A 20,872-nucleotide genomic window follows, 5' to 3' on the forward strand; every position below is an offset into this window, starting at 1 on the left:
ATTTCAATTGAATCGGCACCCTCGTGCGGCTTGCGGAGTTCAATGGGACTCTGTAATATTCGATATATCGAATTCGTGTTCGAAATAACGAATTTCTCATAACGTAGTGAAATCGTACCACAGACAGGAACCTATATGAGCATTCAGGCAAAATCCGCTTTCTTCACCGGCCTTCAGGACAACCTCGACCAACTGCGTACGCAGGGTCTGTACAAACCGGAGCGCGTGCTGGCTTCGCGTCAGGGTGCCGAAGTGATGGGCGAGGATGGCCGAATGCTGATCAATATGTGCGCCAACAACTATCTGGGCCTGTCCGGTCAGGAGTGGGTGGCGCAGGCGTCCATCGCGGCGACGGAAAAATACGGCTACGGCCTGTCGTCGGTACGTTTCATTTGCGGCACCCAGACCGTGCACAAGCAGCTGGAACAGGCGATTTCCAAGTTCCTCGGCACCGAAGACACCATTCTGTACGCGGCTGCGTTCGACGCCAACGGCGGCGTGTTTGAGCCGCTGTTCGACGAGAACGATGCCATCATCTCCGATGCGCTCAATCACGCTTCCATCATCGACGGCATCCGTCTGTGCAAGGCAGCGCGCTTCCGCTACGCCCACAACGATATGGCCGATCTGGAAGTACAACTGCAGGCAGCGGCCGGCAAGCGCCATAAAGTCATCGTTACGGACGGCGTGTTCTCGATGGACGGCACCATCGCCCAGCTCGACAAGATCTGCGATCTGGCCGACCAATACGGCGCGCTGGTGATGATCGATGAATGCCATGCCTCCGGCTTCATGGGCGCTACCGGCCGCGGCACCCACGAGCACCACAACGTGATGGGCCGTATCGACATCATCACGGGCACGCTGGGCAAAGCACTGGGAGGCGCCATGGGCGGCTTTACTTCAGCGCGCAAGGAAGTGATCGAGATGCTGCGCCAGAAGTCGCGTCCTTACCTGTTCTCGAACACGCTGGCACCGGCCATCGCCGGCGCCTCGCTGACGGTGCTGGAAAAGCTGTCCGCTTCCACCGAGCTGCGCGACCGCCTGCATGAAAACACGGCCTTCTTCCGTAGCGAAATCGAACGTATCGGCTTCACCATCAAGCCCGGCACCCACCCTGTGGTCCCGGTTATGCTGTTCGACGCGCAGGTGGCACAGAAATTCGCCGCCCGCATGTATGAACTGGGCGTGCTGCTGCGCGGCTTCTTCTACCCGGTCGTGCCTATGGGCCAGGCGCGTGTGCGCGTGCAGCTGTCGGCCGCCCATAGCCGCGAGCAGCTGGTGACCGTACTGAAAGCATTCGAACAGGCTGGCCGCGAACTGGGCCTGCTGAAGAACTAAAAATGAAAATCGTCAGGAATAAGAATATGACTACTCAGGAACGCATCCTCGTTATCGGCGCCAATGGCCAGATCGGCAGTGAACTGGTCGAGGCACTGGCCGCCCAGCACGGCGCGCAGAACGTGATCGCCGCCGACATCAGCCCGAACAATCTGTACAACGCGGCGCGCTACACCACCCTTAATGTGCTCGATAAAGCCGGTCTGGCAGCGCTGGTGGCAACGGAGGAAATTACCCAGGTCTACCAACTGGCGGCCATGCTGTCGGCCACCGGCGAAGCAGCGCCGCTCAAGGCCTGGACTCTGAACATGGACGGTCTGCTCAATATTCTGGAAGTGGCGCGCGAACGCAATGCTGTCGGCAAGCCGCTGCGCATCTTCTGGCCATCCTCGATTGCTGCTTTCGGCCCGAGCACGCCGGCGCAGGATACGCCGCAGACCACGGTGATGGACCCGACCACGATTTACGGCATCAGCAAGCTGGCTGGCGAGCGTCTGTGCGAGTACTACTTCATCAAGTATGGCGTGGACGTGCGCAGCATCCGCTACCCGGGCATCATCAGCTACAAGTCGCCTCCGGGCGGCGGCACTACCGATTACGCGATTGCCATCTTCCACTCGGCTTTGCGCGGTGAGCGCTATGAATCCTTCCTTGGCCCGCAGACCACGCTGCCGATGATCTATATGCCGGACGCGATCCGCGCCACCCTTGAACTGATGGATGCGCCGGCTGAACTGGTCAAGGTGCGCTCGGCCTACAACGTGGCTGGTGTATCGTTCAACCCGGAACAGTTGGCCGCGGCCATCAGCCGCAAGCTGCCGGACTTCAAGATCGCCTACAAGCCGGACAGCCGTCAGGCCATCGCCGATACCTGGCCGCAGAGTCTGGACGACGCGGCCGCCACGGCTGACTGGGGCTGGCAAGCCCGCATAGGCATAGACGAGATGGTGGCCGATATGCTGGCCAATGTCGATGTCAGTCTGGGCAAGGCTGCTTGATCTGAAGCACCAAGGCTGTGTATCATGCGCAGCCTTTTTTATTGCACACTTAGTAATTAAAAAAATACAGAATTAGAGAGAGACACACACGATGGATATGAGCGTATTTGATCTGTTTAAGATCGGCATAGGGCCGTCAAGCTCCCACACGGTGGGGCCTATGGTGGCAGCACGCCGCTTTTTGCTCGACAACGCTCCGCTGGATGACGTTACGGCCGTTACGGCCGAACTGTATGGTTCGCTGGCACTGACGGGCGTAGGCCACGCTACCGACAAGGCAGTGCTGCTTGGCCTGATGGGAGAAACCCCGCAGGATGTCGATCCTGCCGGCGTGGACCAGCAACTGGCGCAGGCTGAAGCCAGCGGCCAGCTCAAGCTGCTGGGCAGCCATGTCGTGCCGTTCCGCCGTGCCGACCATTTGCTGTTCCACATGACTGAATCGCTGGCCGAACACCCGAACGGCATGCGGTTTACCTTGACGCGGCAGGACGGCAGTAGCGCCAGCAAAGTGTATTACTCGGTAGGCGGCGGTTTTATCCGCGCCGAAGGCGAGCAGACCGCGGCGCCGGCCGATGGCGGCGCCACGCCAGCCCGGCCTTACCCGTTCGACACCATGGCCCAGTTGCTGGCCCATGGTGAACGCACGGGCCTGAGCATTCCGCAAATGTTGCGTGCCAATGAAAATGTGCGCTACAGCGATGCCGAACTCGATGCCGGTATGGACCGTATCTGGCAGGTGATGCGCGATTGCATCGCCCACGGCCTGAGCACGCCGGGGCAACTGCCCGGTGGCTTGAACGTCAAGCGTCGCGCCGCCAAACTGTGGCAGCAAGCCAACGATAAGAGCGCTGCTGCCAAAGCCGTAAATGATCTACCGCACGATGCGCTGCATCAGGTCAGCCTGTATGCGATGGCCGTCAACGAGGAAAATGCGGCCGGTGGCCGTGTCGTCACGGCACCGACCAATGGGGCGGCCGGCATCATCCCGGCCGTGCTGCGCTATTACGCGGAAGACTGCAAACCGGCTGATCCCGTAACGGGCGTGCGCAACTTCCTGCTCACGGCTGCGGCCATCGGCATGCTGTGCAAACGCAATGCCTCGATTTCGGGCGCGGAAATCGGCTGCCAGGGGGAGGTCGGCGTGGCTTGTGCCATGGCGGCGGCCGGTCTGGTGGCGGCGCTGGGCGGCACCAACCAGCAGATCGAGAATGCGGCCGAAATCGGCATCGAACACCATCTGGGCATGACGTGCGACCCGATCGGCGGGCTGGTGCAGATCCCCTGCATCGAGCGTAACGGCATGGGCGCCGTCAAAGCCATCACGGCCGCTTCGCTGGCGTTGAAGGGCGATGGTACCCACTTCGTCAGTCTGGATGAGGTGATTGAAACCATGCGCCAAACTGGCGCCGACATGCAGGCCAAGTACAAGGAAACTTCGCTGGGCGGGCTGGCCATCCACGTCATCACCGTTAACCACGCTGCCTGCTAGGGCAGACGCAAGCGCGCGTGGCCGGACAGCCTGCCGGCCCGCACTGTGTCGGGTTCAGACTGGATGCTTGAAGGCGCGGGCTGCGCCATCGAGCAGCAGTTGGCGGAAGGCCGTGGCAGCGACCGGACGGCTGAAGTAATAGCCCTGGATTTCATCGCAATGATGCTCGTGCAGATAGCTGAGCTGCTCTATGGTTTCCACCCCTTCGGCGATGGTGCGCATGCCCAGGCTGCGTGCCATCTGGATGATGGCATTGACGATGGCGCGGTCTTCGGCATCGGTCGTGATGTCGCGCACAAAGCTTTGGTCGATCTTGAGCTTGTAGGCCATGAATTTCTTCAGGTGGCTCAGCGAAGAATAGCCCGTACCGAAATCGTCGATCGACATGCGCACGCCGCGCTCGTGCAGATTATTCATCATGGCGATGGCGCCTTGTGGATCGTTGGCTGCCACGGCTTCCGTCAGCTCCAGCTCCAGATATTCGGCCGGCAAGCCTTCTTCCTGCAGTATGCGGGTAATCAACTTGGGCAGGTCGGTATTGCGGAACTGCACGGCTGACAGATTGACGGCCATGGTGATGGGCGGCAGGCCTTCGGCGCGCCAGCTAACAGCCTGACGCACGGCTTCGCGCAGCACCCAAGCCCCTATGCTCTGTATCAGCCCGCTTTCCTCGGCGGCCGGAATGAACTCGGCCGGCGAGACGTTGCCCAGCTCAGGCGACTCCCAGCGCAGCAGGGCTTCGGCGCCGATAATCGCGCGTTCGCGTAGTGCTACCTGTGGCTGGTACACCACGTGTAGCTGCTTGCGTTCGATCGCGTAGCGGAGCGCATTCACCAGTTGCAGATGGCGCGCGGCGCGCTGCTGCATGGCGCTGGTGAAGAAGCGTATGCCCTGACGGCCTGTGCGTTTGACCTGATACATGGCCGCATCGGCGCGTTGCAGCAGGGTTTCGATATCGTCGCCGTCGGCCGGGTAGGTGGCCACACCCAGCGAAGCCGTTACTTTCAGATCGTGGTTGCCGATGCGGAAAGGCTGGATGCTCAGGTCCAGCAGCTTTTGTGCCACGCTGGCCACTTCATCCTCGTTCAAGCCTTGCAGCACGAAGATGAATTCGTCGCCGCCCAGTCTGGCCACCATATCCTGTTCGCGCATGGCCGAACGCAGGCGCTGGCCCAGCTCGCACAATAGCTGGTCGCCCACGCTGTGGCCCAGCGAATCGTTGATATCCTTGAAGTGGTCGAGGTCGAGCATCAGCAGCGCCAGCGTGCTGTGCTGACGGCGCGCCAGAGCCAGTGCCATGTGCGCATGTTCCTGCAGCTGGGTGCGGTTAGGCAGTCCCGTCATGGCGTCGAAGTGGGCCAGATACTGGATGCGCTCGTTGGCTAGCCGGCGCTCCGTCACATCGCGCGTAATCCCCAGCAACATGCGTTCCTGTCCCTGCGCGTTGTCCATCGGTGCGGCATGGGTTTCCAGCCAGCGCTGCACGCCTTGCAAACCCTGTATGCGGAATTCCAGGTGGCCGCTTTCGCCGGCCATCACGCGCTGCAGCAGCGTGGCGAAGGCGGCACGGTACTCAGGCAGGATCAGCTGCTCAGGCGTGCTTTGCTGCAGCTGTTCCAGGCTGGCCGCCTCCAGCATGCGCAGGCCGGCTGCGTTGATATCCTGGAACTGGCCAGCGGCATCGATCAGCATCACGCACTCGGGCTCGGTTTCGATGATGGTGCGCAGCCGCTGCTCGCTCTTGCGCAGGTTTTCTTCCGTGTGCTTGCGGGCCTGCTGGTGATCGAAATTCTTCAGTGCAAATTCGATATCGAGCCGCATTTCCATCAGCAAGTTCTGGGCATCTTCATCAAACGCGTTGCGGGTTTCCGAATAGGCCGAGAGGATGGCCACCACCTTGCCCTGACGGCGCAGCGGAATGGCGGTGGAAGCGGCCCAGCCGAATTCGGCAGCGCGGCTATGCCAGATGGCGGTTTCTTCGGCATGCATGAAGTCCTGACACCAGTAGGGTTCGCCGCTACGGTAGGATAGCCCGGCGGGCCCGCAGCCTTCCGGCAAATCGGCGCTCAGCGACAGTTTGGCCTGTTCCACATATTTGGTGCCGGCGCCGGCCCAGGCCAGTGGTGCCAGCGTATGCAGGGCATTGTCGACGGCACCTATCCAGGCCATCGACATACCGCCATGGGAGACGATGGCGTCGCAGATATGCTGGAACAATTCGTGTTCCGAACGGCAGCGCACGATGGCCTGGTTACACTGGCTCAGGGCCATGTACAGCCGGCTCAGGCGGTGCGTGCGCTCCTGTGCAGCGCGCCGTTCCTGTTCCAGCCGGGACAGGTTGCGTTGCATTTCGCCCAGCCAGCCCCAGACGGTATCGCGCGAAGCGGGCGGCACCAGTAGCGGCGCATCGAGTTCGCCCTTGCCCAGCCTGCTGATGCTGAGCTGCAGCTGGTCGACCTTGCAGCCGAGTGCCGTGTCCAGACTGCGCTTGGTACGCCACAGCATGATCAACAGGCCGACGGCGCTCAGGCCGAATACGATGCGGGCCAGCAGCGCATCGTTGGCGGCCAGCTTGACTTCCATGCGGGTGCGCTGCTCGACGCTGTAGCTGACCTGGCCTATGGGCGACATGATGCGTGCCTTGGCATGGTGGTAGTACTGGTTGTGCAGCATCAGCATGGCCTGCTGCAGCGCCTCGGGGCTGACATCGCTACGGTCGCGTATGCCGATGGCATTGCGCTCTATGGTGGAAAGACGGTCCGATTCGCGCTTGGACTGGGCCAGCAGTTCCATTTCCTGATCGGTGAAACCGGCCGCTCGCATTAAGTCCAGCAGCGGCACGGCCGCGTCCGACGGGCGCGGCCGGTGCTCGCCATCGAGCACCAGATCCCAGTACACGTCTTCATAGCGCTGCGGGCGCGCCAGACGGCCATCACGAATATCGAGAATTTCCTGATAGTGGGTACGGAAATGCGGCTCGCCCGTGATGATGTAGCTGCGTGCCATGCGCGTCAGGTCATCGGACGAGTGGCGCAGTTCTTCTACCAGTGATTGCGACTGGAAGCGCCGCTCATTGGCTCGGTCGATGCGCTTTTCTGTCCACACATAGGCTACAAATGTCAGTGCGGCAACTATAATGAGACCAACGCAATAGTTGAGGAAGCTGGTAAATTGCGGCGGCTGGCGGTTGTCTGACACGGGCATTGGGGGTCGAAAGCAAGCTGAACAGGAGTGCGCAACCCTTAGTATAGGGGCTGCAAGTAACAAATTGCCAGCATTCTGCGGAGTTGCGCTGCAGATAATACAACGTCAATTTCACGGCTAGGCCCCGGGCGCACTATAATAACCGCTCGCTGTGTACCGTTCTGCCAATTTGCCGTAAGCTCAACCGGACTTTCCTACCTATGCAATACGTGTCTACCCGCGCCGCCGCGTCGGCCGCTGCTTCCTCTACCCAACAATTCTCCGATATTCTGCTGGGCGGCCTGGCCGCTGATGGCGGCCTGTTCCTGCCGACTGCCTATCCGCAGGTAACGGGCGACGAGCTCAACGCATGGCGCGAGCTGTCGTATGCGGATCTGGCTTTCCAGATACTCAAGAAGTTTGCCACCGATATACCGGAAGCGGATCTGCGCGCTCTGACGGCCAAGACCTATACCAAGGAAGTCTACAAAAACACCCGCGCTGGCGAGAAAGCCAGCCAGATCACGCCGCTGCGCGTGCTGGAAGAACGTGCGGACGGCAGCAAGCTGGTGCTGCAAGCGCTGTCCAACGGCCCGACGCTGGCCTTCAAGGACATGGCCATGCAGTTGCTGGGCAATCTGTTCGAATACGCGCTGGCCAAGCAGGACGAGCAGCTCAATATTTTCGGCGCCACGTCGGGCGATACGGGTAGCGCGGCCGAATACGCCATGCGCGGCAAGAAGGGCGTGCGCGTATTCATGCTGTCGCCGCACAAAAAGATGAGCGCGTTCCAGACGGCCCAGATGTTCAGCCTGCAGGACCCGAATATCTACAACATCGCCCTCGAAGGCGTGTTCGATGATGCACAGGACATGGTCAAGGCCGTGTCCAACGATCTGGAATTCAAGCGCCGCTACAAGATCGGCACCGTCAATTCCATCAACTGGGCCCGCGTGGTGGCGCAGGTGGTGTACTACTTCCGCGGCTATCTGTCGGCCACCACCTCGAACGATCAGAAAGTCTCGTTCACCGTCCCGTCGGGTAACTTCGGCAATATCTGCGCGGGCCACATCGCCCGCATGATGGGCCTGCCGATCGACAAGCTGGTGGCGGCCACCAATGAAAACGATGTGCTCGACGAATTCTTCCGCACCGGCGTCTACCGTGTGCGCAAATCGGCCGAGACCTATCACACCAGCAGCCCGTCGATGGATATCTCCAAGGCCTCCAACTTCGAGCGCTTCATCTACGATCTGGTGGGCCGCGATGGCGACCGTACCCGCGCGCTGTTCCAGAAAGTGGAAACGCATGGCGGCTTCGACCTGTCCGGCAAGCCGGGCAGCGATGGCGACGAGTTCAAGCTGGTGGCCAAATATGGCTTCAAATCGGGCAAATCCACTCATGCCGACCGTCTCGACACGATCCGCGATGTGGCCGACGACTACGGCATCGTGATCGACACCCATACGGCAGACGGCATCAAGGTGGCGCGCGAACACATAGCACCGGGCGTGACCATGATCGTGCTGGAAACGGCGCTAGCTGCGAAGTTCAACGAAACCATACTGGAAGCGCTGGGTCAGGATGCCGAGCGTCCGGCCGGCTTCGAGGACATCGAACAACTGCCGCAGAAATTCGTGGTGATGCCGGTCGATGTGCAGAAGCTCAAAGACTATATCGCGGCCAACACCGGCCTGTAATCGGGATACCCGCATGAGCAGCTACCAGCCCCCAGCCATGTTATCCGTCAGCCAAGCCTTGCAGTTGATGGCCTCGGCCGCCCGCGTGGTGGACGGGGTGGAAAGCGTGTCCACGCTGGCCGCCAACGGCCGCGTGCTGGCCGAAGCGCAGGTGTCCGGCATGAATGTGCCGGCCATGGACAATACCCAGATGGATGGCTATGCCGTGCGGGCGGCCGATTGCGCCAGCGGCAGCGCCAGTTTGCCCGTCTCCCAGCGCATCCCGGCCGGCCATGTGGGCACGGAACTGGCAGCAGGGACGGCTGCGCGGATCTTTACCGGCGCGATGATACCGGCCGGTGCCGATGCCGTGGTGATGCAGGAGCAGTGCGAGTTCAAGGATGGCGTAGTCACCGTCAAGCACACGCCCAAGGCGGGCGAGTGGATACGCCGTGCCGGCGAAGATATCCGCGATGGTGCCGTGATCCTGCCGGCTGGTACCCGCTTGCGCAGTCAGGAACTGGGGTTGGCCGCATCCGTCGGGCTGGCGCAGCTAGCCGTGCGGCGCAAGCTGCGTGTGGCCGTGTTCTTTACCGGTGACGAGCTGACCATGCCGGGCGAACCGTTGGCGCCCGGTGCCATCTACAATTCCAACCGTTTTACCATCCGCGCCTTGTTGGAAAATCTGGGCTGCGAAATCAGCGATTTCGGCATTGTGCCCGATACGCTGGCTGCAACCCGCGCCGTGCTGCGCGAATCGGCCCAGGCGCATGATCTGATCATCACTTCGGGTGGCGTGTCGGTGGGCGAGGAAGACCATATCAAGCCGGCCGTGGAAGCGGAAGGGCGGCTGAATATGTGGCAGATTGCTGTCAAGCCGGGCAAGCCGCTGGCTTTCGGCGAAGTCGGACAGGCCTTCTTCGTGGGCCTGCCGGGCAATCCCGTCTCAAGCTTTATTACTTTTTTGATGTTTGTGCGGCCCTTCATCTTGCGCCTGCAGGGTGTGCAGCACGGGTTGGCACCGCGCGCCTACACCATGCGCGCCGATTTCGACTGGCCCAAGGCCGACCGCCGCAACGAGTTCCTGCGCGTGCGCCTGAATGCCGAAGGCGGGCTGGAACGCTTTTCCAACCAGAGTTCCGGCGTGCTGACGTCGACTGTCTGGGGCGATGGGGTGGTCGACAATCCGCCCGGCCAGGCCATAGCACGCGGTGATAGCGTGCGATTTATACCGTTTAGCGAGTTAATGTACTGATGTCCGTCACCGTAAAATTCTTTGCCAGCGTGCGTGAAGCGCTGGGTGCTTCGTCCGAAGTGTTGCAACTGCCGGCCGGCGTGGCCACCGTGGGCGCGCTGCGCGACCATCTGGCTGCGCGCGGCGACGTGTGGCAGCAGGCGCTGGGCAATCCGGCCCTGCGTATGGCCTGCAATCAGGTTATGTGCGATGCCGCGACGGCCCTCAACGATGGCGCAGAAGTGGCGTTCTTCCCGCCCGTGACGGGCGGTTGAATGGTGCAGCAGGCAGCCCACGCGGCTAGCTCGGCAGGCAAGCGGGTGGCCGTGGTCGGCGGCGGGCCTGCCGGCCTGATGGCTGCTCAGCAGCTGGCGCTGGCCGGCGTGCAGGTCGATCTGTACGATGCCATGCCTTCGGTAGGCCGTAAATTTCTGCTGGCCGGACGCGGTGGCATGAATATTACCCACGCCGAACCGTATGCCCAGTTTGTCACGCGTTATGGCGCCAGCGCGGCGCCGCTGCGTCCCATGCTCGATGCTTTTGGCCCGCAGGCCGTGCGCGACTGGGTGCACGGCTTAGGTCTGCAGACCTTTGTCGGTACTTCTGGCCGGGTATTCCCCACTGATATGAAAGCAGCGCCGCTGCTGCGCGCCTGGCTGCACCGTCTGCGTGTAGCGGGTGTGCAGTTCCACATGCGCCACCGCTGGCTGGGCTGGCGCGATGGTGCTCTGCTGCTGCAAGGCCCCGAGGGCGAAGTGCTGGTGCAGGCCGATGCCGTGGTGCTGGCACTGGGCGGCGGCAGTTGGGCGCGGCTAGGTTCGGATGGTAGCTGGCTGCCACTGCTGGCCCAGCGCGGCGTGGCTGTGGCAGCGCTACAGCCGGCCAATTGCGGCTTCGATGTGGACTGGAGCAGCCACTTCAGCGAGCGCTATGCGGGTGAGCCCTTGACCACGGTGGCGATAGCCGCCCGTACGGCTGACGGTGCCATGGCTTACCGTCAAGGCCAGTTTGTGGTTACGGCCGGTGGCGTAGAGGGCAGTCTGATCTACGCACTGTCCGCGGCGCTGCGCGAACAGATTAATACGGATGGCCATGCCACCATCTATCTCGATCTGCTGCCCGATTTGAGCGCCGGGCGCGTGCTGGATGAAGTGCAGCGGCCGCGCGGCGCGCGCTCCATGTCCAGTCATCTGCAAAGCCGGCTCGGTATCAAGGGGGTCAAAGCAGGTTTGCTGCGCGAATGCCTGAGCAAAGAAGCGTTCGGCGATACGGCGATGTTGGCGCAGGCCATCAAGCACTTGCCGCTACGCTTGCAACGGCCGCGGCCTATTGATGAAGCCATCAGCAGCGCCGGCGGCGTGCGCTGGCAGGCACTGCAAGGCTGCATGCTGGCGGCCTTGCCCGGCGTATTCGTGGCCGGTGAAATGGTGGATTGGGAAGCGCCCACGGGCGGCTATCTGCTGACCGCCTGTCTGGCCGGCGGGCAGACTGCAGCACGCGATGTGCTGCAATGGCTGGCGGCGCGCCAGCCGGGCTAGCCTGGCTATTCCCAGCGTACGTCGCCGGAACCGTTGCGGTCCACCGTGCGCTGGTCGGGCCGGCCCAGAACTTGTACATCGCCGCTACCGCGCAGCGTCAGGTCGGCGCTGCGGCGGGCAAACACCACGCTGCCACCCGAGCCGCGCTGGTTCAGCACCACTTTGTCGGCACTCAGATGGCGCGCATCGAGGTCGCCCGACCCTGTCACTTCGGCATTCAGATCCTTGCAGCTACCGGCTGCCGTCAACGTGCCGGAACCTATCATTTCCAGTGCAACATGATCGCTATTGCCCGTGTTCAGATTCAGATGGCCGCTGCCATGGATGCCGCCCGTGAGCGTGCGGTAGCGTCCGCTGAAGTCCAGATTGCCCGAACCGTGCAGCTGTAGCTCGAGCTTGTCGCCGCTAAAGCCCTGCACGCGGGTTTCGCCGCTGCTGTTGACCACCAGTTCCTGCAGATCGGGCAGCACCAGCTCCACACGCAAGCGGTGGCGCGGGTTGAGCAGCATGCCCTTGGTGCCGATGTGCAGGTCGCTGCCATCCTGTATGGTTTCGATATTCGCCAGCGAACGCTGCTCGCCCCGTACTTTCAGGCTGGCCGGCTGGCCCTGGGTGAGGATCAGGTCGATCGGGCCGTTGATTTCGACCGTATGGGCCATGCCGTCGATAGGCCGGGTCTCGCCGGCCAGCGCGCGTCCGGCTGAACTGGCGGGGCTGGTCGTGCCATAAGCCTTGAGCATGGTGTAGCTGATGCCGATCAGCACAAACGCCAGTAACAGCAGGCTGGTCGCAATTTTAAGCAGTGAGCGCATGACAGGTTTCCTATTGGCCGCGCAGTAGCGAGAGGTTGGCGGCGGCATAGCGTTTCAGGCCGATCAGGGTGTAGCGGCTCAGCACCACGCCGAGCAGGCAGAAGCCTATGCCGCCCAGGATCAGGCCGAAGCCGATCAGGCTCTGGGTGGTGCGCGCGCCGCTATCGAAATCAGTGGTGATGTGCAGGTCACCCGCAGCGACGGCCTCGGCCCGGTTGAGCAGACGGCCACCCCGGCTCAGATTGTCGTCCGCGCTCTGGCTGCGCGGCGATTCCGTATCCTGATGCAGTTGCACGCCCATGCTATCGATGGACATGCGCCAGCCTTCGCCGGCCTGTTGTTCTTGGTCGGAATCGAAGTGGCTGCTGGTGTAGGCCATCACATGGCGCAGCGGGCCTTCGAGTGCCAGTTCGTTCTGGCCCGACAGGCCACTGGAAACCAGGGCAATGCCACCTATGTAGAAAGCAAAGGCCGAAATATAGACCGTGGCCAGCAGGCAGGCGTAGACGGCGGCCGGGATCACCATGAACAGGTTGAACAGGGCCAGTCCGATAAGCGAGCCCAGCATGCGCAGTGCATGGAAGGGGCGCTTCCTGGGGGCGGCGTCGGCGGCCGGCTGGCCGTTTGGCGCAGTATTGAGCTGGGCGTCCAGATGGGCGGCCGTGCGCAGGGCCATGGCGACCTGGCGTGGCGGCTCCAGTTCCTGATAGATTTCGCTCTCGCTGCGGCCGGCCACCAGCCCGTCGATAAACCGTTGTTCATAGTCGGCCAGCGTGGCCGCCACCGTATGGGGTGGCAGGCCCTGCAGCGCGAGTCTGAGTTGTTCGAGGTATGCCTGCTTGTTCATAGCGTCTTCGTGGTGCGTAGCAATCGTTTGCAATATGGCCTATGGTGCTACTTTATCGAGATGCCCGTCCAGTTTCCATGTCCATGTGATGAAATGCAGAAATACAGGAATAGACGACAGAATTCGCTACCCAGACGGTAGCCACCTAGCCCAGCGTGATGGCCCGTGCGGCCGCCAGCCCGCTGCGTACGGCACCTTCGAGCGTGGCCGGATACGGGCCGGCCGTGTAGTCGCCCGCCAGCAGCAGACCGGGCAGGCCGGAAGCGTTGGGCGGGCGCTGCAGGCCGGGGCTGCTGGCGAATGTGGCGCGTTTTTCCGTGATGACCTTGAACCAGCCCGGTTGTTGCAATTGCGGCATCTGCAGGCTGCTGGCCAGTTGCGCCGCGATGGCCCGCGCCAGCGTTTCCTGCGGCAGGGCGGCAGCGTTGGCGGCGGCGCTGATCACCACGGCCAGCAAGCCTTGCTGCTCGGTGTCGAGCTGGCCACGGTCGAACACGAACTGGCCCCAGTGCTGCTGGCTGGCATCGTCGAGCAGGGCGTAGAACGGCTGCTGCAGGCGCACATCCGCGTCGTATTGCAGATAGCAGGTGGTAATGGCTTCCGGCTCCAGTGCCGTGAGCTGCTGGCAGATGGCGCTGGTGTCGCAATCTGGGATGGCGTGCAGCAGGCCGGCGGCCTGGCTGGCGCCCGTGGCCAGCACCACATGGGAAAAATAAGTGCTCCAGTTGCCACCCACGGCGGCACCGCTGATATCGAGCTGCCACAGCCGGCCTTCGATGTTGCGTATGGCCTTGACGCTGGCGCCCGTGCGGACCGAGCCGCCGCGCTCGGCGATATAGCTGGCTGCCGCTTCCGGCAGCAAACGCGACAGGTCGTAGCGCGGCAGCAGCATGTCGGACGCACTGCGTCCCGCGCCCAGACTGTCGCGCAGCACATTCAGGAAGATTTGTGCGGACGCGCGTTCGGGCGGCGTGTTCAGCGCTGCCAGACAGAGCGGGCGCCACATGAGCCGGATCAGTTGTTCGGTCTGGTCCCAGCGCTGCAGCAGTTCGCTGACGCTGCAATCCTGATCGAGTTGCCAGCCAGCCCAGCGCGCCGTACTGGAAAAGCGTGCCAGACTCAGTTTGTCGGCGCGGCTCAGACCCTGGGCGCGCAGCAGCGCGATGGCCAGATGCAGCGGCGCGGGCAGGCGCGGCGCGATGAAATCCATGCCGCCACTAGCAGGCGGGTAGCGCATCTGCAGGGGCAGGCGGAGCAGGGCCTGACGGGCGTCCACGCCCAGGCGGCGCAACAGGCTCAGCGTGGCGCCATATGCACCGAGCAGGATGTGCTGGCCATTGTCGAGCTGGCGCCGGTCCGTTTCGATGCGGCGGGCCCGCCCGCCCAGCGTGCGCGCAGCTTCCAGCAACGTGACTTTGTAGCCGGCGCTGGCCACTTCCACGGCGGCAGCACAGCCGGCCCAGCCGCCGCCGATGACGGCCACGGCAGGCGCACCCGGCTTGCTGCCCGCTGCGCCGCTGCCGCGTTGTTCCACTACGGGCTTAACCACGGATATAGGTCTTCCACGCCAGCCACAGTTTGCGGATGGGCGTGAGCGAGATGCGTTGGGTCAGCACGTGATAGCCGTCCGCTTCCACTTCCGTCAGCAGGGTGCGGTAGATGGCCGCCATCATCAGGCCGGGCCGCTGGGCGCGCCGGTCTTCCTTGGGCAGCAGGGCAAAGGCTTCATCGTAGGCAGCCTGAGCACGGGCAGTCTGGAAGGCCATCAGCTGCTCGAATTTCTCGCTGTGGCGCGCGTTGAGCAGGTCGGCGGCAGTGACGTTAAATTGCTGTAGCTCGTTGATGGGCAGGTAGATGCGGCCTTTGCGCGCATCTTCGCCCACATCGCGGATGATGTTGGTGAGCTGGAAAGCATGGCCCAGCTTTTCCGCATAGCGCAGGGTTTCCGGACGCGTCGCGCCAAAAATGCTGGCCGACAGGATGCCCACCACGCTGGCCACATGCCAGCAGTATTTGCTGAGGGCGGCGTAATCGAGGTAGCGGGTCTGGTTCAGGTCCATTTCCATGCCATCGATGATGGCTTGCAAGTGTTCCTGCTTGAGATCGTACTGGGCCAGATGGGGTTGCAGCGCCAGCGTAACCGGATGGCTCTGCTGGCCCGCATACATATTGGCGATTTCCTTGCGCCACCAGGCCAGCTTGATGCGGGCTACCGATTCATCCGTGCAGTCATCCACGGTGTCATCCACTTCGCGGCAGAAAGCGTACAGGGCAGTGATGGCACGACGACGTTCCGGCGGCAGGAACAGAAAGCTGTAGTAGAAACTGGAGCCGCTTTGTGCGGTCTTTTGCTGGCAGTAGTCGTCGGGAGACATGGATAAAAAAGCAAGAATGACTTTGAAGCCGCTATTCTATCGGTTATGGACTGGCCTGTGGGGCTTCAGGCCAGGCCATACATCAGGCGCATCTGCTTTTTCATGCGCACGGCCGCCCAGAAGATACGCAGCCAGTCGCGCTTGCCCAGCTTGGGGCGGTGCAGGAACACGTCGTACTCGGCCGCTTCGATGGCGTCGAGGATGTGCAGGCCGCCCTGTACTACCATGCGCAGCTCGAAACCGATGCGGCCTTTCAGGCGCAGGGCCAGCGGCGCGCCGCTCAGCATCAGGGCACGGGCCCGTTCCACTTCGAACTTCATCATCGAGCGCCAGCGCGGCCGCGCACTCGGATGATCGAGCGCGGCCGGCGAAATGGCGTAGCGGTTCAAGTCTTCCAGCGGAATGTAGATGCGTTCCTTGTGCAGGTCGACGGCCACGTCCTGCAGGAAATTGATCAGTTGCAGGGCGGTGCAGATGGCATCGGCATCGCGCACGTTCTCCTCATCAGCGGCGCCATACAAGTGCAGCATCAGGTAGCCTACCGGATTAGCCGAGCGCGAGCAGTAGTCGAGCAGGGCGTCATACGTCTGGTAGCGGCTGACCAACACATCCTGTTTGAAGGCGGACAGCAGTTCATAAAACGGCTTGATCGGCAGTTCATGACGGCGGATGGTGGCGGCCAGGCGGGCAAACATGGGCTCGTCGCTATCGGCGCCCGCATCGATGCGGGCCAGTTCCGCCTCGTAAGCGTTCAGATCGGCCAGCCGTTGCTCGGGCGTAGCCTCGCCTTCATCGGCCAGATCGTCGGCACTGCGGGCAAAGGCATAGATGGCTTCAACAGCGGGCCTTAGCCGGCCGGGCAACAAAATTGAGGCAACGGGAAAATTTTCGTAGTGGTCAACCGACATAAAAGCGAAGCCTAAAAGCAGAATTTAAAATTAATGACGCCAAAGTCATTTGCAAACAGATGGGCTCGGCTTATAATAAATTAACGGAAAGTCATTAATTTCCAAATCGTAATCTTAGTGCCATCTACACTCCAGAGCAAGCTAAAGGAAGAAACCGTGACCGCCTTCACCAGACTGCGCCAGATCTACCCCCTAACTATTGTTGCATTTGCGGTCGCCGTGCTGGCGGGCTGCTCCAAACCTGCCGAGAAGACGGAAGAAGTGCGCCCTGTGCGTGCCATGGTGCTGGCCGCCGATGATGTGGCCGTCGATGCCGAATTTTCTGGCGAAGTCCGGGCCCGAGTAGAGTCCCGCCTCGGTTTTCGCGTGGGCGGCAAAATCGTCGCGCGCAAGGTTGATGTAGGTACGGTGGTGAAAAAAGGCCAGGTGCTGATGCAGCTGGACCCGCAGGATTTGCAGCTGGCCCAGGCCCAGGCACTGGCCGGACTGCGCTCGGCGGAAACCAATCGTGATCTGGCCCAGGCTGAACTCAAGCGCTACCAGGAATTGCGCGCCAAGAACTTCGTCAGTGCTGCCGTGCTCGATGCCAAGGATGCCGGCTTCAAGGCCGCACAAGCCAATGTCGATGCTGCCCATGCCGCTTATCGTGGCCAGTCCAATCAGGCAGGCTACAGCGCGCTGGTAGCCGATATCGATGGCGTGGTGACGGCCGTGGATGCGGAAGTCGGGCAGGTGGTGGCGGCCGGTACGCCCGTGGTGCGGGTGGCCAAACAGGGCGAAAAGGAAGTCGTGATCGGCCTGCCGGAAGACAAGGTGGATAGCCTGCGCCGCGTGTCCGATGTGCAGATCCGCCTGTGGGCTGATCCGCAGCGTTCGGTGCCGGGCAAGATTCGCGAAATTTCTCCGGTGGCCGATGCGGCCACCCGTACTTATACTGTCAAGGTCACTATCCCCGATACGCTGGACGATGCCAAGCTGGGCATGACGGCCGTGGTGCAGTTCAATGCCAAGACGGCTGCACCGCAGATCAAGGTGCCGCTGACGGCACTGTTCTATGAAAAATCGGCGACTTCGGTGTGGCTGGTGGAACGCAATGCCGTCAAGCTGGTGCCGGTGACGGTGGGTGGCGCCGTCGGCAACGACATCGTGCTGGCCACTGGCGTCAAGGCCGGCCAGACGGTGGTGACGGCCGGCGTGAATCTGCTCAAGCCGGGCCAGCAGGTCAGAATACTGGGCCAGGATCTGCCTGCCGCCGGCGGGGCTGGTGCGGCGGCCAGCGCCAGTGCTGCGGTGCAGGCGGGGAGCGCTAAATGAAGGGCGGCTTCAATCTTTCCCGCTGGGCGCTCGAACATATTCCGCTGACGCGTTATCTGATCGCCGTGCTGCTGATAGGCGGCATGCTCAGCTACAGCAATCTGGGCCAGGATGAAGATCCGCCGTTCACCTTCCGCATGATGGTGGTGCGGGCCATCTGGCCGGGTGCTACCTCGCTGCAGATGGCCGAGCAGGTGACGGACAAGCTCGAGAAAAAGCTGCAGGAAACGCCGGACATCGATGAAATCACCAGCTATTCCAAGCCTGGCGAGACCACCATCATGCTGAAACTGCGCGAATCGGCACCACCCAAGGAGGTGGCGCAAGCGTGGTATCAGGTACGCAAGAAGATAGGCGACATCCGCGGCACCTTGCCGGGCGGCGTGCAAGGGCCGTTCTTCAACGATGAATTCGGCGATACCTATGGGTCCATCTTCGCGCTGTCCGGCGATGGCTATACCTATGCCGAAATGAAGGACTACGCTGACTTTGTGCGTCAGCAGTTGCTGGGTGTGAAGCTGGTTTCCAAGGTCGAGCTGTTCGGCGTGCAGGACGAGAAAATCAATATCGAGTTCTCGCACCACAAATTCGCCCAGCTCGGCGTGCCGATCGAGGTGATCGCCAACCAGATCGCGACCCAGAATGCGGTGGAAGCCAGCGGTGTGCTGGTCACGCCGACCGATAATCTGCAGGTGCGCGTGACGGGGGCACTCAGAACGCTGAAAGATCTGGAAAATCTCGAGCTGCGTGCCAATGGCACCACCTTCCGGCTCGGTGATTTCGCTACCATCAAGCGCGAGTATCAGGATCCGCCCGGCAATACCATGCGCTATAACGGCAAGGCCGTGATTGGCCTGGGCGTGTCGATGGAGAAGGGCGGCAATATCATCGTGCTGGGCAAGAATATGGAAGCCAAGGTGGCAGCGCTGAAAGCCAAGCTGCCCGTAGGTATCGAGCTCGAGCGCGTATCCAATCAGCCGGAAGCTGTCAAAGCGTCGGTGGGCGAGTTCGTCCATACGCTGATCGAAGCCGTGCTGATCGTGCTGGCCGTGAGCTTTGTGGCACTCGGTCTGCATAGCAAACCGTTCCGCCTCGATGCGCGCCCCGGTCTGGTGGTGGCGCTGACCATCCCGCTGGTGTTGTCGGTGACTTTCCTGTGCATGCGCATGCTCGACATCGATCTGCACAAGATCTCGCTGGGCGCCCTGATTATCGCGTTGGGTCTGCTGGTGGACGACGCCATCATCGCCGTCGAAATGATGGTGCGCAAGATGGAAGAGGGCATGTCGCGCTTCGATGCTGCCACCTATGCCTATACTTCGACCGCGATTCCGATGCTGACCGGTACGCTGATTACGGTGGCCGGCTTCCTGCCCATCGGTCTGGCCAAGTCGGCCGCCGGTGAATACACCTTCTCGCTGTTCTCCGTGAATGCGCTGGCGTTGGTGATTTCCTGGGTGGTGGCCGTGGTGTTCACGCCTTACATCGGTTATGTGCTGCTCAAGGTCAAGCCGCATGCGGCCGGCGACCATGGCCACGAGCTGTTCGATACACCGGGTTTCCGCCGTTTCCGCGCGATGGTCAACTGGTGCGTGGAATTCCGCAAGACCACCATCGTTGCGTCCATGCTGATTTTTGCGCTCGGCGTGTACGGTTTCAACTTCATCGAGAAGCAATTCTTCCCGGATTCCAGCCGCCCCGAGCTGATGGTGGAAATGTGGATGCCGGAAGGCACGACCTATGCGGCCAATGAAGCCCAGGTGAAGAAATTCGAAGCGTTTATCCGTCAGCAGGATGGGGTAGTCAGCTACACCAGTTATGTGGGTACGGGCAGTCCGCGTTTCTATCTGCCGCTGGATCAGATTTTCCCGCAATCGAATGTGTCCCAGATCGTGGTGCTGCCCAAGGATCTGCAGGCGCGCTCGGCCTTACGCGAGAAAATCGTCGACGTGTTCAAGCACGATTTTCCCGAAGTGCGTGGCCGCGTCAAGCTGCTGCCTAACGGCCCGCCTGTGCCTTATCCCGTGCAGTTCCGTGTCACGGGCGGCGAAGTGTCCAAGGTGCGCGCGATTGCCGATCAGGTCAAGGACATCATGCGCGCCAACCCGAATACGGTGGGCGTCAATGATAACTGGAATGAATCCATCAAGGTGTTGCGCCTCGATCTGGATCAGGACCGCATGCGTGCGCTGGGCGTGAGTTCGCAGACGGTGATGCGGGCTGCCAACACCGTGCTGTCGGGCACCACCATCGGTCAATTCCGCGAGGACATCAAGTTGATCGATATCCAGATCCGTCAGCCTGTGGAAGAACGCAACAGTATTACGGTATTGAACAATACGAATATTCCCACCGCGAGCGGCAAATCGGTGGCACTGAGTCAGTTGGCGCGTGCGCATTTTGTCTGGGAGCCGGGCGTGGTGTGGCGCGAAGGGCGCGAATGGGCGATTACCGTGCAGTCTGACGTGGGCGACAACATCCAGGGGCCTACCGTGTCCAGCCAGATCGAACCCAAGCTCAAGGCGCTGCGCGAGCAACTGCCGGCCGGCTATGACATCCGGGTCAAGGGCGCGGCTGCTGACAGCGGTTCGGCCGAAGCATCGATTTCTGCCAATCTGCCGCTGGCCATCTTCATCATCTTCACCTTGCTGATGCTGCAGCTGCACAGCTTCTCGCGCGCCTTGCTGGTGTTCCTGACGGGGCCGCTGGGCGTGGCCGGAGCCGCGATGGCGCTGCTGTTGCTGGGGCGTCCGCTGGGCTTCGTGGCCAATCTGGGCATCATCGCGCTGTTCGGCATGATCATCCGTAACTCGGTGATCCTGGTCGATCAGATCGAGCAGGATATCGCCGGCGGTGCCGAGCCCTGGGATGCGGTGGTGGAATCGGCCGTACGGCGCTGCCGTCCTATCATTCTGACGGCGGCCGCCGCGGCGCTGGCCATGATCCCCTTGTCGCGCTCCGTGTTCTGGGGGCCGATGGCGGTGGCCATCATGGGCGGCCTGATACTGGCGACGGCACTGACGCTGTTGTTCCTGCCGGCGTTGTATGCGGCCTGGTTCCGTGTCAAAAAGCCCCAAGGGGTGGCCGGAAAAGCCTGAAAACAGCCCGGTTTTGCCTATGAAATATGCAAAACCGGGCTGAAACCCAGTGGAAT

15 protein-coding genes are annotated in these 20,872 nt (G+C 61.9%); 9 read left to right on the forward strand and 6 right to left on the reverse strand.

Annotation, left to right across the window (positions count from 1 at the left end; genetic code table 11):
• Window positions 1-135 precede the first annotated feature (135 nt).
• The 3 genes from kbl to GM655_RS17150 all read left to right on the forward strand — a co-directional run bounded on the left by kbl (window position 136) and on the right by GM655_RS17150 (window position 3,828).
• Window positions 136-1,341 carry a glycine C-acetyltransferase gene (gene kbl / locus GM655_RS17140; RefSeq protein WP_155435912.1) on the forward strand — a complete coding sequence of 402 codons (1,206 nt, stop codon included), beginning with the start codon at window positions 136-138 and terminating at the stop codon, window positions 1,339-1,341.
• A gap of 26 nt (window positions 1,342-1,367) precedes the next feature.
• Complete coding sequence (locus GM655_RS17145) at window positions 1,368-2,339, forward strand: NAD-dependent epimerase/dehydratase family protein (protein WP_155435913.1); 972 nt, start codon at window positions 1,368-1,370, stop codon at window positions 2,337-2,339.
• Between the two features lie 91 nt (window positions 2,340-2,430).
• The gene (locus tag GM655_RS17150) at window positions 2,431-3,828 is read left to right on the forward strand and encodes an L-serine ammonia-lyase (protein WP_155435914.1); all 1,398 of its coding nucleotides are present in this window, start codon (window positions 2,431-2,433) and stop codon (window positions 3,826-3,828) included.
• A 54-nt stretch (window positions 3,829-3,882) separates the two neighbouring features.
• On the opposite strand, the gene GM655_RS17155 is transcribed toward GM655_RS17150, so the two are convergent.
• A complete protein-coding gene (locus GM655_RS17155; RefSeq protein WP_371866868.1) occupies window positions 3,883-6,933 on the reverse strand; it encodes a bifunctional diguanylate cyclase/phosphodiesterase in 3,051 nt (1,016 codons plus the stop codon).
• 299 nt (window positions 6,934-7,232) lie between these two features.
• On the opposite strand from GM655_RS17155, the gene thrC reads away from it, so the two are divergent.
• The 4 genes from thrC to GM655_RS17175 are packed head-to-tail and all read left to right on the forward strand — an operon-like array spanning window position 7,233 to window position 11,462.
• Window positions 7,233-8,711: a threonine synthase gene (thrC, locus tag GM655_RS17160; protein ID WP_155435916.1), complete on the forward strand. Its 1,479-nt coding sequence runs from the start codon at window positions 7,233-7,235 to the stop codon at window positions 8,709-8,711.
• A gap of 13 nt (window positions 8,712-8,724) precedes the next feature.
• Window positions 8,725-9,945 carry a molybdopterin molybdotransferase MoeA gene (locus GM655_RS17165; protein ID WP_155435917.1) on the forward strand — a complete coding sequence of 407 codons (1,221 nt, stop codon included), beginning with the start codon at window positions 8,725-8,727 and terminating at the stop codon, window positions 9,943-9,945.
• The gene (moaD, locus tag GM655_RS17170; protein WP_155435918.1) at window positions 9,945-10,199 is read left to right on the forward strand and encodes a molybdopterin converting factor subunit 1; all 255 of its coding nucleotides are present in this window, start codon (window positions 9,945-9,947) and stop codon (window positions 10,197-10,199) included. Before GM655_RS17165 ends, moaD begins: the two co-directional genes overlap by 1 nt.
• On the forward strand, window positions 10,200-11,462 hold the full coding sequence (locus tag GM655_RS17175) for a TIGR03862 family flavoprotein (protein ID WP_155435919.1): 1,263 nt from the start codon (window positions 10,200-10,202) through the stop codon (window positions 11,460-11,462).
• 5 nt (window positions 11,463-11,467) lie between these two features.
• Here GM655_RS17175 and GM655_RS17180 read toward each other — a convergent pair whose 3' ends face one another.
• The 5 genes from GM655_RS17180 to hpnC all read right to left on the reverse strand — a co-directional run bounded on the left by GM655_RS17180 (window position 11,468) and on the right by hpnC (window position 16,404).
• Window positions 11,468-12,274 carry a head GIN domain-containing protein gene (locus GM655_RS17180; RefSeq protein WP_155435920.1) on the reverse strand — a complete coding sequence of 269 codons (807 nt, stop codon included), beginning with the start codon at window positions 12,272-12,274 and terminating at the stop codon, window positions 11,468-11,470.
• Window positions 12,275-12,284: 10 nt separating this feature from the next.
• On the reverse strand, window positions 12,285-13,121 hold the full coding sequence (locus tag GM655_RS17185; RefSeq protein WP_155435921.1) for a DUF1700 domain-containing protein: 837 nt from the start codon (window positions 13,119-13,121) through the stop codon (window positions 12,285-12,287).
• A 145-nt stretch (window positions 13,122-13,266) separates the two neighbouring features.
• The gene (hpnE, locus tag GM655_RS17190) at window positions 13,267-14,604 is read right to left on the reverse strand and encodes a hydroxysqualene dehydroxylase HpnE (protein ID WP_371866884.1); all 1,338 of its coding nucleotides are present in this window, start codon (window positions 14,602-14,604) and stop codon (window positions 13,267-13,269) included.
• Window positions 14,605-14,662: 58 nt separating this feature from the next.
• A complete protein-coding gene (gene hpnD / locus GM655_RS17195; RefSeq protein WP_155435922.1) occupies window positions 14,663-15,496 on the reverse strand; it encodes a presqualene diphosphate synthase HpnD in 834 nt (277 codons plus the stop codon).
• Between the two features lie 65 nt (window positions 15,497-15,561).
• Complete coding sequence (gene hpnC, locus GM655_RS17200) at window positions 15,562-16,404, reverse strand: squalene synthase HpnC (RefSeq protein ID WP_155435923.1); 843 nt, start codon at window positions 16,402-16,404, stop codon at window positions 15,562-15,564.
• Window positions 16,405-16,560: 156 nt separating this feature from the next.
• On the opposite strand from hpnC, the gene GM655_RS17205 reads away from it, so the two are divergent.
• Window positions 16,561-17,718, forward strand: a complete 1,158-nt coding sequence (locus GM655_RS17205; RefSeq protein ID WP_371866870.1) for an efflux RND transporter periplasmic adaptor subunit — start codon at window positions 16,561-16,563, stop codon at window positions 17,716-17,718.
• Entirely contained in the window at window positions 17,715-20,816 is a 3,102-nt protein-coding gene (locus GM655_RS17210; RefSeq protein WP_155435924.1) for an efflux RND transporter permease subunit, read from the forward strand. Before GM655_RS17205 ends, GM655_RS17210 begins: the two co-directional genes overlap by 4 nt.
• The last annotated feature ends 56 nt before the right edge of the window (window positions 20,817-20,872 follow it).

The organism is Pseudoduganella danionis, assembly GCF_009720775.1.
Classification (GTDB): domain Bacteria; phylum Pseudomonadota; class Gammaproteobacteria; order Burkholderiales; family Burkholderiaceae_D; genus Rugamonas; species Rugamonas danionis.